General features: G+C 60.5%; 11 protein-coding genes. 8 read left to right on the forward strand and 3 right to left on the reverse strand.

Translation table 11 applies throughout. The features are described from left to right. Nucleotides 1-588: 588 nt before the first annotated feature. Nucleotides 589-1626, forward strand: a complete 1038-nt coding sequence (gene gmd / locus L8F97_RS19150) for a GDP-mannose 4,6-dehydratase (protein WP_242153879.1) — start codon at nucleotides 589-591, stop codon at nucleotides 1624-1626. Then, nucleotides 1614-2477: a GDP-mannose 4,6-dehydratase gene (locus L8F97_RS19155; RefSeq protein WP_242153881.1), complete on the forward strand. Its 864-nt coding sequence runs from the start codon at nucleotides 1614-1616 to the stop codon at nucleotides 2475-2477. Before gmd ends, L8F97_RS19155 begins: the two co-directional genes overlap by 13 nt. Nucleotides 2478-2551: 74 nt before the next feature. Here the strand turns inward: L8F97_RS19155 and L8F97_RS19160 are convergent, their stop codons facing one another. After that, on the reverse strand, nucleotides 2552-3028 hold the full coding sequence (locus L8F97_RS19160) for a hypothetical protein (RefSeq protein ID WP_242153883.1): 477 nt from the start codon (nucleotides 3026-3028) through the stop codon (nucleotides 2552-2554). 3 nt (nucleotides 3029-3031) lie between these two features. After that, nucleotides 3032-3430: a hypothetical protein gene (locus L8F97_RS19165; protein WP_242153886.1), complete on the reverse strand. Its 399-nt coding sequence runs from the start codon at nucleotides 3428-3430 to the stop codon at nucleotides 3032-3034. Nucleotides 3431-3706: 276 nt separating this feature from the next. Between L8F97_RS19165 and L8F97_RS19170 the strand changes: the two genes are divergently transcribed. Then, nucleotides 3707-4366, forward strand: a complete 660-nt coding sequence (locus L8F97_RS19170; RefSeq protein WP_242153888.1) for an ABC transporter ATP-binding protein — start codon at nucleotides 3707-3709, stop codon at nucleotides 4364-4366. 39 nt (nucleotides 4367-4405) lie between these two features. Further along, a complete protein-coding gene (locus tag L8F97_RS19175) occupies nucleotides 4406-5329 on the forward strand; it encodes a glycosyltransferase (protein ID WP_242153889.1) in 924 nt (307 codons plus the stop codon). Nucleotide 5330: 1 nt separating this feature from the next. Here L8F97_RS19175 and L8F97_RS19180 read toward each other — a convergent pair whose 3' ends face one another. After that, the gene (locus tag L8F97_RS19180) at nucleotides 5331-6197 is read right to left on the reverse strand and encodes a right-handed parallel beta-helix repeat-containing protein (RefSeq protein ID WP_242153891.1); all 867 of its coding nucleotides are present in this window, start codon (nucleotides 6195-6197) and stop codon (nucleotides 5331-5333) included. A 453-nt stretch (nucleotides 6198-6650) separates the two neighbouring features. Between L8F97_RS19180 and L8F97_RS19185 the strand changes: the two genes are divergently transcribed. From L8F97_RS19185 to L8F97_RS19200, 4 genes are all read left to right on the forward strand, one after another. Then, a complete protein-coding gene (locus tag L8F97_RS19185; protein ID WP_242153893.1) occupies nucleotides 6651-8816 on the forward strand; it encodes a glycosyltransferase family 4 protein in 2166 nt (721 codons plus the stop codon). A gap of 50 nt (nucleotides 8817-8866) precedes the next feature. Continuing rightward, nucleotides 8867-9982, forward strand: a complete 1116-nt coding sequence (locus L8F97_RS19190) for a glycosyltransferase (RefSeq protein ID WP_242153894.1) — start codon at nucleotides 8867-8869, stop codon at nucleotides 9980-9982. Beyond that, nucleotides 9979-11289, forward strand: coding sequence for a glycosyltransferase family 4 protein (locus L8F97_RS19195; RefSeq protein WP_242153896.1), 1311 nt, complete (start codon nucleotides 9979-9981; stop codon nucleotides 11287-11289). Before L8F97_RS19190 ends, L8F97_RS19195 begins: the two co-directional genes overlap by 4 nt. Nucleotides 11290-11437: 148 nt before the next feature. Next, complete coding sequence (locus L8F97_RS19200; RefSeq protein ID WP_242153898.1) at nucleotides 11438-12601, forward strand: polysaccharide biosynthesis/export family protein; 1164 nt, start codon at nucleotides 11438-11440, stop codon at nucleotides 12599-12601. Nucleotides 12602-12949 lie beyond the last annotated feature (348 nt).

Below are 12949 nucleotides of genomic sequence, written 5' to 3' on the forward strand. Positions count from 1 at the left end.
AAGAGCGCGTTTGAGCGATCGTCGTCGTCCGCCTTTTCGGAGGATCTCGCGCAAGCAGCACTTCGTCGGGGCGATCCTGGGGCGGCGATCGCGGCGCGTGCGCTTCGCGGCGCCGTCGTGATGGTCGATTACTTGCGTCCTGTTGCCGTCTTGCGCATCGCTGCGGCTGAGGCACGGTATCTGCTCACGATCGCCAGCGACTGTCCTGCGCCCCGTTTTCTGCACGTCGATCTGAGCCCGGAGGACATGGCGTTGTCGACGACCATTCGGTGCGGCCGGCGCTATTGCCGGGTCGTCGCCCGTCGCAGCGCCCACCTGCCGGGTGTGGACTAGGCACTGTATAACAGAACGGATTCGCCGTGTATGGGTAGTAGGGCGTGCGCTGATCGCCAAAGATCATCAGCGCCCTGACATAAGCGGACGGCCCTTTTGCGGGTCAGGCTTTCCCGGCATGGGCCGAGAATAGGTCCGTAAGGGGACTACCCAGCACGGGAATGCCTCGTCAAAATGCAAAAAGGGCAGAAGATTTTCTGGTTATCGGCGCATGACGCTACTATCGCCCCGCTCATGTTATCGAGGGAAGAAACTATGTCGAAGACCGCTATCGTTACCGGGATCAGCGGCCAAGATGGCGCATATCTGGCTGAAAATCTGCTAAACCGCGGCTATACGGTCTATGGGACGTATCGGCGGACGAGTTCGGTCAATTTTTGGCGGATCGACGAGCTCGGCATCACCAATCACCCCGGGCTCAAGCTGGTCGAATATGACCTTACCGACATGGGTTCGGCGATCCGGCTGATCGAAACGTCGGAAGCCACCGAGATCTACAACCTCGCTGCGCAGAGCTTCGTCGGGGTGTCGTTCGATCAGCCGATCGCCACCGGGCAGATCACGGGCCTCGGCGCGGCTTATCTTCTGGAAGCGATCCGCACCGTCAATCGCGACATCCGCTTCTACCAGGCATCAACGTCCGAGATGTTCGGCAAGGTCCAGGCGATCCCGCAGAAGGAAGATACGCCCTTCTACCCGCGCAGCCCGTACGGCGTGGCCAAGCTCTATGCGCATTGGCTGACCGTGAACTACCGCGAAAGCTTCGGGATCTTCGGCACCAGCGGAATCCTGTTCAATCATGAATCGCCACTGCGCGGGCGTGAATTTGTAACCCGCAAGATCACCGATACCGTCGCCAAGATCGCTCAGGGCAAGGCGGAGATCCTCGAGCTCGGTAATCTCGACGCCAAGCGCGACTGGGGCTATGCCAAGGATTATGTCGAAGGTATGCGGCTGATGCTCCAGCACGATGTCGCCGACACCTATGTCTTGGCGACCAACCGCACCGAGCCGGTCCGCACGTTCGTCGAGCTGGCGTTTGGCCATGTCGGAATCACGCTCGACTGGTCGGGCAAGGACGAGAACGAGACTGGGATCGACCGCAAGACGGGCAAGATGCTCGTGCGCGTCAATCCGGCCTTCTACCGTCCGTCCGAAGTCGACCTGCTGATCGGCGACCCAGGCAAGGCCGAGCGCGAACTGGGGTGGAAGCCCGAGGTTCAGCTCGAAGAACTCGCGCAGCTGATGATGGAAGCCGACATGCGTCGCAATACTGCCGGATGGTCGTTCTGATGCAGGTCGCGCTGACCGGAGCGACCGGCTTTACCGGTCGCTTCGTGTCCGCCGCGCTGGAGCAGGCCGGCGCGACGCCGGTCGCGCTGCAATGCGACCTGCGCGACCAAGCGGCCGTCGACCAGGCGGTCGACGGTCTGGACTTCGACCGGGTCATCCATCTTGCCGGTCATGCGTTCGTCGATGCGAGCGACTGGATGTCCTTCTATACGGTCAACCAGCTCGGTACGCTGAATCTGCTCGACGCGGTCAGCCGTAAAAAGTCCGGCGCACGGTGCATCCTGGCGTCGAGCGCGCAGGTGTACGGCCCGAATGCCGAGGGACTGATCACCGAGGACACGTCGACCAATCCGGTCAACCATTATGCGATCAGTAAGCGTACGATGGAGCAAGGTGCGAATTTGTGGCGGGATCGGCTGGAGATCGTCGTGACGCGGCCGTTCAACTATACGGGCGTTGGTCAGGACACGCAGTATTTGATCCCCAAGATCGTCAACCATTTTCGCCGGCGTGCCGATGTGATCGAGCTCGGCAATACCTGGGTAGAGCGCGATTTCGGCGACGTGCGCTCGGTTGCGGACGCTTATGCGGGCCTGGCGCTGGCGGTCGATGTTCCCCCTGTGGTCAACGTCGCGACGGGGGCGGTCTCCTCGATCGGCGACATCCTCGAACACCTGACTGCGATCAGCGGCCATCGTATCGAGGTCGAAGTCAATCAGGCGTTCGTCCGCAAGGGCGACGTCGAAGTGCTGGGCGGCGACGCGACGCTGCTCCGGCAGACGCTGCCGGATTGGGCGCCGCGTAGCCTCGCCGATACGCTACAGTGGATGTACGCCGCGGGCGACGCTTAGGCCCGAATACGAAGACCCCCCGCATAAAGGCTATGGCAGCCGCTCCGGTCGACAGGAGCGGCTGCGCGGAAATGTCACCGGGCATGACCAGTGACGCGGGGATTGCGCCAGTCCTGAACACCGTCGACCCGCGGCGTCGGCTTGCCGGCAAGGTCCATGATGGCGGGACGTTCGGCCTCGAGTTGCCACCCCGCTGATAGCAAGTCATCGCAGAGGCGACCTTCGATCTCGCGCGAATGGGTCCCGATCATCATGTAAGCGACATGCTCGTTCAAAAAGTCCAGCGAACTAGCGACCAGATCGGCCTCGCCGCCCTGGATATCGATATGCAGTAAATCCACGCGTTTCACGCCAACCGCAAGATCGGCGAAACCGACCGCGGGCAGCTTGTGGTAGAGTCCGCTGTTTTCCGCCTTTAATTCCTGGTCTTGCGTTCCGTTGATAATCGGGTCGAGCCCACTCCCCTCGGGCGGGAAGAATGCGGTTCCCGAACGGGGCGCCGCGACTCCGTGATGGATCGTCACGTCTTCTGAAGAAAACCCGTTTGCCAAGGTCTATTCCCGGGCGAACGCCGCGTGATTTGGCTCGCCTTCGATGCCGACCGCACGAACTTTCTTACCCGCTCGACGCGCTGCTACACCCGTAATGTTGATCCAGCACCCCCAGTGGCAACCAAGCTCGATAACGGTGAACACATCGCCAGCCAGATCGACGGCGCGCAATGCCGCTCCGAACTCTGCCATGTCGGCATGCCACTTGGCCGGAATAACGTCGACTTCGACGGTCCCCTTCATCGGCTCGAGATGCTCGGGAAAGAATTTTGGATCGATCGCCATACCGAAATAATTAAGCGCATAGTCAGAGCGTGCGGTCTGCGGGCCAGCCGCATGACGTCGAATAGTCCCTGTAATGTCAAGCCGGGCTTGATAATGCCAGAATGGGCTGTCGACCATTGCAACTCTTGGTTACTAGACCAAATACTGATTGGATGGGTATTTGTAAAGCATCGCAAAAACCTCTCAAAACTATCGAATTACGGTATAAAATTGAGCAGAGACGATGGTATGTTTGTCAGTCTGGTCTAGCAAGCGGTATTAATGCCGCTGCTTGAGAATTACGTCTCGGAGCCTTACACTGAGCACCGAGCGCGGTGACACGGAGCATTGAGTTGCTCGGCAGATGCGAGCGTGATCGTACAGGACGATGACATTGATATATGTGGTTAATTGATGATTTCGTTTGAAAACGTATCCAAAAGCTATCACATCCGGAAGTTCCGCAAGGATGTGCTGAGCGATCTGAGCTTCGATATTCCGACCGGATGCAGCCTCGGTATATGCGGTGCCAATGGTGCCGGTAAATCGACCTTGATGCGTCTGATCTCGGGTGTCGAGGCGCCGAGCGCCGGCCGCATCACACGCTCGGTATCATGCTCTTGGCCGATCGGGTATTCGAGTTGCTTCCAGTCCAGTTTGACCGGCGCCGACAATGCCCGGTTCATCGCGCGGATCTACAGCAGGGATATCCAGCAGCTGCTCGATTACGTTGAGGATTTTGCGCAGCTGGGCGCTTATTTCTATCAGCCGATCTATAGCTATTCGGCCGGTATGATGGCGCGTCTCGCGTTTGGCATTTCGTTGGCGATCGATTTCGATTGTTATCTGGTGGACGAGGTCACCGCAGCGGGCGACGACCGCTTTCGGCAGCGCTGCGAAGACGCGCTCCATCATCGGCGCTCTGCCGGCACCCTGTTGATGATCAGTCACGATCCAAATACTTTACGTGCGTATTGCGAGCGCGGTGCAGTTTTGCAGGATGGCCGGCTTAGTTTCTATGACACGATAGATGAGGCCATTGATATTCACATGCACAATCAGTCCATACAGTAAAAACAATATCCAATCAGTGTACAGCTGGGAAATGCATGTATGAGCAAGTCTATTCTTATCCAGAATTATCACCCCCAGGGTACCGAAGCGTTAATTCGTGATTTCAAATCGATCGGCTTCAAGGTCTTCAGTCCCGATTGTGACTGGGGACGGATTACGTATTTCGCCGAAAATACCGGTCTTGGAAGCGAGATCCTATCCTTCGAAGACTATATGAAGACGGAACCCGGTTTTGTTTTGATCGGGTGCAAGGCACAGGAGGAAGATCTAAAGTCTATTGCGCGCGAGCATGGCGACAAGATGATCCTTAATATTGCTCAGCAAAACCATGTGTATGAGCCGCATATATCCAATATCCTCATATGCCCGGATATTGGGCTTTGGAAAAGTTATCCTGATCCGATACAGCACAGGCTGTTGTATTTCCCACGACCCGTAATTGCCGACGTTACTGCCAAGGATATCGTTCAGTCGTTCGAAGACCGGACGATAGCGTCATTTATAAGTATGCCGACGTTCTGGACGCGGGGACTGCCTGCCTTTGAAGCGTTTCGTGCGCAGTGGCAGGGGAATTGCTACATGTTCGGCCATCAAGCCACCGATGGCCTGCTTACGCATGCACAATGCAATGCACGGATGGCAACATCGTTCTTCACGGCGCACTTCAAAGACGAAGAGGCCTATGGCCTGTCCTGCCTGGAATCGATGATGCTTGGAACCCCGGTTGTGAGCACGCATGAGTTCATGCGAGATAAAACGCTCGGCGAGTATTTCCTGCGTCCCGAAAACTCCATTGTTACAGATACCATCGAGCAGGCCATCGCAGCGTTGGAGGCGCTTACGCTGGACGAATACAGGCATCTAAGCGAGAACGCCCGGACGACCGTTCTTGACCTTACGGCCAACGAGAAAACGGTTGATATTCTGAACCACGCAGTCGAAGTCGAGATGCGATCGATCTAGCCTAGCGGATACTGTAGTTCAGAATGCAGTAATGCTTGGCGGTCGTGGCCGTATCCGTAGCGGTCAGGGGCAAAACCATCCGGGACCTTGCGGAGAAGTTCGCCGAAGCACCGGAGATCCGTTGCGGGCCGCACATGCTCGGATAGGTGCCGGAGACTGCTTCGAGGTCGTTGTGCGCGATCACCATCGGCCCCGTGAGATAGTCGACGTTGAGCGCCAGCATGGCCCCGCGAACCCGATTGTCGGTCACCGCACCCCCGAATGTCGGCGCCTCATACCAGGGGGCCGACCCGATCATGATGCCGAAGCCACATCGCCGCTGGGCGCCACAATCGATCGTGTTGCGGGTGACCTGCGTGCCGGTGAAATCGCCGCTGGTGGCGTTGGGCCAGGCTTGCAGCATGATCTCGGCGAACGCACCGCCCTCGGCAGTCCCGCTATGATTGAAGTTATTGTTGGTGATCGTGCAGCCGACGCAACTGCCGAATATCAGCTGGACGTCGGTATTGTCGCGAAATCGGTTGCTCGAGATCTGGAAGCGTTGCGCGGTATGGATCGTCAAACCGTCTGCCCAGTGCAGCAAGGTATTATGCGTGCCGTTTCCGATGAAGGTGTTGTCGCTGATGACGGCCTCGACACCGGTTCCGTATTCGAGTGCGGTATAGCAGGCCATATCGCGAAAAACCGAGCGGGTGATCGTCACCGAATTTCCGTTGACGAGAAGTCCGCCCGCCATAGGCCGTTTCTTGTCCGATGCGCAGCGCCTTGCCGACAGGGCTGGATCGGTCAGTCGCGTTCCCTGGAACACCAGGTGATCGAGCCGGACGGCGTTGCTGTCTATCGTGATGGGCATGATCGCGCCCGCCATCGCGGTCGCTTTGATCGCGAGATGCAGGACTGCGCAGCGACGTTCGTCGGCAAAGCACGGACGCGCATCCGGTGAAAGGCCGCGTGTCGTCAATGTCACCGGACGTCGGAGGCGAACGGGCGTTACAACCTCATACCGGCCGGATGGAAGCGCCAGTTTCCCGTTTGTCGGGGTTGCGTCCAGACAGGCCTGAAGAGCGGGTCCTGCATCGTGTCCACTGCCGGCCAAGCGCGGTATCGCGGCGCAGGGCGCAGGCGCAGCCGCTGCGGTCGCGACTGATCGATCCCCCCCGCCGAACCCCGACATCGCCGCTAGCGCGACTGCCAGCATCAGAACAAGCGCCCCGATGTATCGGTAGGTATATGAGGTCCCTTGCTTGCGAGGCGATGCCCGCTGGTGCAGGGAGCGCCGCAACAGTGGAACTCGACGGCTCGGGCGCGGTAGGAGCAAAACATGCTTTCGAAATTTTTGAACAAGAGAAGCCGGGCTAACGATCGCCGTACCGGTAATCAATGCCGTAATGCCCACGACTGGGTGGGCGCATCGGCTGCGTATGCGCGGCATCTTGTGGTCAACCGCACCGACCAGCCTATCTGGGTTCAGTTGGGTCACGCCTACAAGGAACAAGGGCTTCTGACCGAGGCAGCGAACGCGTATCAGGCCGCGGTCGACCTCGATAGCCGCGATGCCGATGCCAGCATCCACCTTGCCGACGTTCTGCGGCGACTGGGTCGCGGCGAAGACGCACTTGCAGCCTATGAGAGGGTAAACGACATCGCACCTAACGTCGAAAGCATGCAGCAAATCCGGTTGCTACGCCGTGACACGAAGGCAATCGAAGCATTGGGCTTGGGGGAGGGCACCACCTTCTTCGCGATCCAGGATCTTTTCGGGTATCTCAAGGCGCATGTGACGATGTCCGGGATCCAGCGTGTGCAAGCGGGCATCGCCATGCATGCGATACGGGATACCGATATCGACGTCCGTTTCATTCTGAGCAATGTCGGACCGGAGACGCCCGCGCTTCCTGCCGGTGAGTTCTGGATGGTCGACAACGCCGAGATGATGCGAGCCATCGACTATGCCTCGGGACGGCAGGTGGATCACGAAACGCTGCGGGCGATGTTGATGGCGTGCGAGGACGCCGCAGAACGCGTCAGGCCGCTCGAGGGCAGTACGATCATCCTGCTAGGGGCTTTCTGGGGCCTGGGGAACAGCATCCAGAATTTCGTCCGCTCCAAGCGCGACGGTGTGCGGATCGGTGCCTATGTCTACGACATCATCCCGGTGACGCATCCGGAATTCTGCGACGATGCCCTGGTCACCGACTTCACGATGGCGATCTGCGAGCTCTGCGGTACGGCCGACTTCGTTTTGACGATCTCCGACGCGACGCGCATTGCGCTGACCGACTTCATCACTGAAAACGGGGGGCGGCCCATCCCGATGACGACCGTCCCACTGGCGCATCATTTGACGCGCGAAGCCGGTCATTCCGTCGCGTGGCCCGAGCAGCTCCGGCGTGTGAAGGGAAAGCCCTACGTCGCGTATGTATCGACGATCGAGGGGCGCAAAAATCATTTGTACGTCATCAACGCCTGGCGACGTCTGATCGCCGAAGGCGTCGATGTGCCCGATCTTGTTTTCGTCGGCCGGCATGGCTGGAAGATCGGCGCACTTACCGATGTCTTGACGGCGACCGAGAATCTCGGCGGACGACTGCATATCGCGCACAACCTGTCCGATGGCGAGTTGAACGCGGTATATGCCGGATGCGAATTTTCGGTGTTCACGAGCTTTGTCGAAGGCTGGGGGTTGCCGGTCGGCGAGAGCCTGTTCCACGGACGCCCGTGCATTGCCTCCAATACATCGTCCATTCCCGAGGTTGGCGGCGACCTGGTGGACTATGTCGATCCTTTTAACCTGACTCAGGGGGTCAAGGTCTTTCGGCGAATGATCACCGACCGAGGGTATCTTCGTAGCCGGGTAGAGGCGATCCGCGATCGTTTCATTGCACGGACGTGGAACGATGTCGGCGCCGATTTCCTAGAAAAGATAAAACTCCATCAGGATACACCGATCACGCCGTTCACGGCGACGCTCAAGGAAGGTGAGAATTTCTCTTTCCAGGTCTATCCTGGCGATCGCGTCGATACGCATCGGTATTTTCAGCGTCTGAACCGCTTGTTGGCGGAATCCGCCTTCTTCTACGCCGCCGAAGACCATGGGATCTGGATGAGAGGAGCCAATCCAGAGCTTTCGATAGCGACCGATATGGCAGCGGGGACTTCGCTATTGGTCTATCTGAAGCTTTCGATCGCGCCCGGTGCGCTTGAGTGTCGTTTGAAGATATCCGACATCGCGTCGGATACGGAAACAGCATCGATCGGATTGCATGATCTTCGGCACGCTGGGGGAGCGATCCGCATGCCGGCCGTGGTTGGTAAAGATGGAGCGCTCCATTTGCGTTTCAACGTTATCGGATCCTATTCCCAGTTGCCGGGCGAAGTCCGCAACTACGCGATCGGGCTGCGCTCCATTGGGTATGCGCAGGTCGACAACACGCTTGCGCGGCAGGAGCTAATTGAGGCCATGACCTTGCAGGATTTGGCAGCCTGATATCGGACGCCACACGCTTCGGAGGATCCGCGGCGGTCAGTTCGTCGGCAATGCCGATCTGCGTCGACGGGCGGATGCTGTCCGAAGATGGAGCCGGTACCGGTATCGGGCAATTCGTACGAACCCTTATTGGTGCCTTGCAGAGCATAGGAATCCATCCGTCGATCCTTAAGGATGGCGGGCCGGCGGTTCGTCGGTCGCAGATCGGCAAGCTGCTGGCGGCAGCGCGTCCGTGGCGCCGTCATGCAACCGCGAGTGCGGAAGGGTTCCTCGTGCCCGACGTCTTCCGCGAGGCGCAGGTGTTTTTTGACATCCACAAGCGGCCGATGCCGATCACCCTGCCTGGCCCTCCTGGGATCATGCACTGGACCTATCCCCTGCCCTTGCGGGTCACGGGCTGGCGCAACCTTTATACGATCCATGACGTGCTGCCGCTCGATCCGGCGATCCCCAGTCCGGTCAATGGCCCGCGCCTGCGGCGCCTGCTCGATGCGCTGCGGGCTTCGGGCGGTGATTTCGCGACGGTATCGGAAGCCGCGCACGCCCAGATCGTCGCACGGATGGGGTGGCCCACGGTGTCGGTAACCTGCTGCCATCAGGCCATCGATGTCGCCGGTGCCGAAGAGGGTCCGTTGCCCGGCTCGCTCCATGCGTGCGGCTATCTGCTGTATGTCGGGGCGGTCGAGGCTCGCAAAAATCTGCATCGGCTGCTCGACGCCTACCACGCCAGCGGAATCACGACCCCGTTGGTTATCTCAGGGCCGGACGGGTTGGATGCCGCAAGCATCGACGACCATATCGCCGCGACGCCCGGCGCGGTTCGGCTCGGGCTGCAGCCGCGCGGCCGCGTGCTGCACCTGATCGGCAGTGCGCGCGCGCTCGTGTTCGTGTCGCTCGCCGAAGGTTTCGGGCTTCCGGTGGCGGAGGCGATGGCGCTGGGAACGCCGGTGCTGGCGGCCGACGTCGCAGCGCTCGCCGAAGTCGCGGACGGCACGGCGTTATTGGTCGATCCGCTCGATCTGTCCGCGCTGCGAACCAGGCTGATCGCGATCGACGGCGATGCGGCGCTGCGCGACCGTCTGTCGCGCCTGGGACGGCAGCGGGCGCAACACTTTGCGCTCGGCCCCTATGCACAGCGCCTGCTATCCCTGTACGGGATGGCATGACCGACCATGATTCATCGGCCGTCCGGATCGGACTGGATGGCTATAACCTCGCTTTGCCGCAGGGTACCGGGGTCGCTACCTATGGCCGCAACCTGGCCGCGGCGATCGACCAGCTCGGCTATCCGGTCGATCTCGTGTTCGGCGTCAACATCCCGCGCAAGGCCGATATCGATCTTCGGGAATCGCTGTTCTTCGGGCAGTTGGGGGCCGATGTGCCAAATCGCCTGACTTGGCGCAAACGCGTGCGGCGCTGGCGCGTCCACCCGCTGGCGCATCAACTGATCGAGATTCCTGTGACCGGCCGGGCGATCATGGCTGATGCGGGAGACCGGTTGCCGCGGTTTGACCGGCTGTTCAATCTCAGCGAAATCTACGACGTCTGCGCGCGGCATTTCCGCCGCTACGGCACGTTCATGACGCTGCGGATGCCCAACCCGCCGACGATCATGCACTGGACCTATCCGTTGCCGCTTCGCGTGGCTGGCGCGCGCAACATTTATACACTGCACGACCTAGTACCGTTGCGGCTGCCGCGCGCCAGTCTCGAGGATAAGCGCTATTATGACCGGCTCGCGCGCGCCTGCGTCGCGCGCAGCGACCATATCGTCACGGTGTCCGAAAAGTCGCGCGACGACATCATCGAACTGCTCGGCGCCGATCCCGACCGGGTCACCAACTGCTACCAGGCGAGCGACATACCTCCGCTGCGCGATCCGACCGGATTGGCCGGGCGGCTGCGCCGGCTGTTCGACCTGGAGATGAAGGGCTATTTCCTATTCTTCGGCGCGATCGAGCCAAAGAAGAACCTCGGGCGCGTGATCCAGGCCTATCTCGAAGCTGATCTCGAGACCCCGCTGGTCATCGTCGGCGCCGAAGCCTGGCATGCCGAGCGCGAGCTGAAGCTGCTGGGCAGCGCGCATGGCCGACAATTGCCCGGGGTCGAGCGGATCCGTCGTATCGATTACGTCCCCCGCGCTCTGCTAACGGATTTGCTTCACGGCGCCAAGGCAAGCCTTTTCCCGGCGCTGTACGAAGGTTTCGGTCTGCCGGCACTGGAGGCGCTGGCGGCCGGGGTTCCGCTGCTGTCGAGCAGCACCGGCTCGCTTCCCGAGGTGGCCGGAAATGCTGCCCTTGCCGTAGATCCATACGACATCGACGCCATAGTCGATGGCATCCGCAGGCTTGATCGGGACGATACCTTGCGGAATCAACTGGCGACACGGGGGCCGCTTCAAGCCGCCAAATTCACCCATACCATTTTCGCCGAACGCCTCCGTCAACTTTACCAGCAAGTCGCCAAACGCTAGGCGCGTTCGCGAGGCACGTTCGGGATCGTCCCGGACAAGCCGCGTATTTTCGCCCGAGCATCTTGGGTGGCATTGGAGTAATATCATGCGTGTTGCACGCTCGGTACAGTTCGTCCGTCCAGGACTAGCGTTGTTGGCGATGTCGGGGATGAGCGCTTGCGCTACGTTGCCGCGTAATGGCCCCACCGGGGGACGGATCACAAAAGATGCGACGAAGCGCAACGACATCGGGTTTCAGATCGTCGATATTGCGCCCGGTAACATCGCCGCCCTGTCGACTATGGATACGACTGCCGGTGCGCTTGCTACTCTGACCGCCGACGGCGCGATCGATACGCTCGGAGCGGGCGACGTGCTCTCGATCGAAATTTACGAGGTCGGCGCATCGCTGTTCGGCGGACACGCTAATATTGCGGCTGGGGGCGCCTCCGCAAGTGGCGATCCGCCACCCTCCGCTAGCGGTGAAACAGTTGGTGACGGCGGGATCGTCGTCGATCGCAATGGCGAGATCACCGTACCCTATATCGGCACGATTTCGGTCGGCGGATTAACCACGGTGCAGGTGCAGCGCCTGATCGTAGCGGGCTTGCGCGGCAAGTCGCAGAGCCCCCAGGTAATTGTCACCCTTCGCCGCAACGTTTCAAACACCGTCGTCGTCATGGGGGCCGTCGCCAATCCGCGACGCGTGCCCTTAACGCTGGCGCGCGAACGTCTGCTCGACGTGATCGCGGATACCGGCGGGATCAGCCGTGCTGCGCAGACCGGTTCGTCCACCGCGACCGGAACCGGACCGCAGGACGAGATCGTGCGCTTCACGCGCCGGGGACGCACGGTGGAGCAGCCGCTCGACACGATCCTGTCCGGTTCGCCCGACGATCTGGTGTTGCTAGGTGGCGACCGCATCGAACTGATTCGCCAGCCTCGCACCTTCACCGTGTTCGGCGCGATCGACCGGATTTCACAGATCCCCTTCGAGAGCCGCACATTGACGCTGGCGGAGGCGCTAGCGCGCGCGGGCGGGCCGAATGACGGTCGCGCCGATCCTAGCTCGGTGTTTGTCTTCCGCCTGCCGGCCGGGGCAGCATCGCTCAAGCCGAAGCAGCCAGGCGCAGCACCCCCGACTGTCAGGCCGATCGTCTACCGGATCGATATGCTGCGCGCGCAAAACTACTTCTTGGCGCAGCAATTCGTGATGCGGGACAAGGACGTGGTATATATCGCCAACGCCTCCGCCAACCAGCCGCTGAAGCTGGTGCAGGCGCTGGGCCAGCTCTTCTCACCGGTCATCGCCGTCCAGAATGCGACGCGCTGACGACGTGATCGGTTCGCCGTAGCGCACCGATCATCGATCTACTGGGCATGCGCATGTTTGTGGACCCGTCGCGTGCGTACAGCATCGTTTTGGCGCGAGACAATGGCAGACGGTCGGGTGCCGCTAACGCGGTCCGACGTATGCCCACCGCACGGCGTACAGAAATCGGGCTGCTGAACACCACGCCCGCGTTGCCCGAGGCGCTTGGCCACGCGGCAAGGCCTGCTGGCTCATACGCTAGGCTCGGGCGAACGCGTGCGGAGGAACGCGGACTGTGCCAGACCTGAGCATGGGCAAACCTGCGACATGGTGCCTCGATTGCTCGGCGCCCATCGAACAGCCCCGATC

The sequence above is a fragment of the Sphingomonas sp. BAUL-RG-20F-R05-02 genome, assembly GCF_022662305.1.
Taxonomy (GTDB): Bacteria; Pseudomonadota; Alphaproteobacteria; order Sphingomonadales; family Sphingomonadaceae; genus Sphingomonas.

Coding starts and splice junctions, on each gene's coding strand:
- L8F97_RS19200 (WP_242153898.1), top strand. CDS start 11,438: ATGAGCGCTTGCGCTACGTTGCCGCGTAATGGCCCCACCGGGGGACGG.
- L8F97_RS19170 (WP_242153888.1), top strand. CDS start 3,707: ATGATTTCGTTTGAAAACGTATCCAAAAGCTATCACATCCGGAAGTTC.
- L8F97_RS19185 (WP_242153893.1), top strand. CDS start 6,651: ATGCTTTCGAAATTTTTGAACAAGAGAAGCCGGGCTAACGATCGCCGT.
- L8F97_RS19190 (WP_242153894.1), top strand. CDS start 8,867: ATGCCGATCTGCGTCGACGGGCGGATGCTGTCCGAAGATGGAGCCGGT.
- gmd (WP_242153879.1), top strand. CDS start 589: ATGTCGAAGACCGCTATCGTTACCGGGATCAGCGGCCAAGATGGCGCA.
- L8F97_RS19195 (WP_242153896.1), top strand. CDS start 9,979: ATGACCGACCATGATTCATCGGCCGTCCGGATCGGACTGGATGGCTAT.
- L8F97_RS19155 (WP_242153881.1), top strand. CDS start 1,614: ATGGTCGTTCTGATGCAGGTCGCGCTGACCGGAGCGACCGGCTTTACC.
- L8F97_RS19175 (WP_242153889.1), top strand. CDS start 4,406: ATGAGCAAGTCTATTCTTATCCAGAATTATCACCCCCAGGGTACCGAA.
- L8F97_RS19165 (WP_242153886.1), bottom strand. CDS start 3,430: ATGGTCGACAGCCCATTCTGGCATTATCAAGCCCGGCTTGACATTACA.
- L8F97_RS19180 (WP_242153891.1), bottom strand. CDS start 6,197: ATGGCGGGCGCGATCATGCCCATCACGATAGACAGCAACGCCGTCCGG.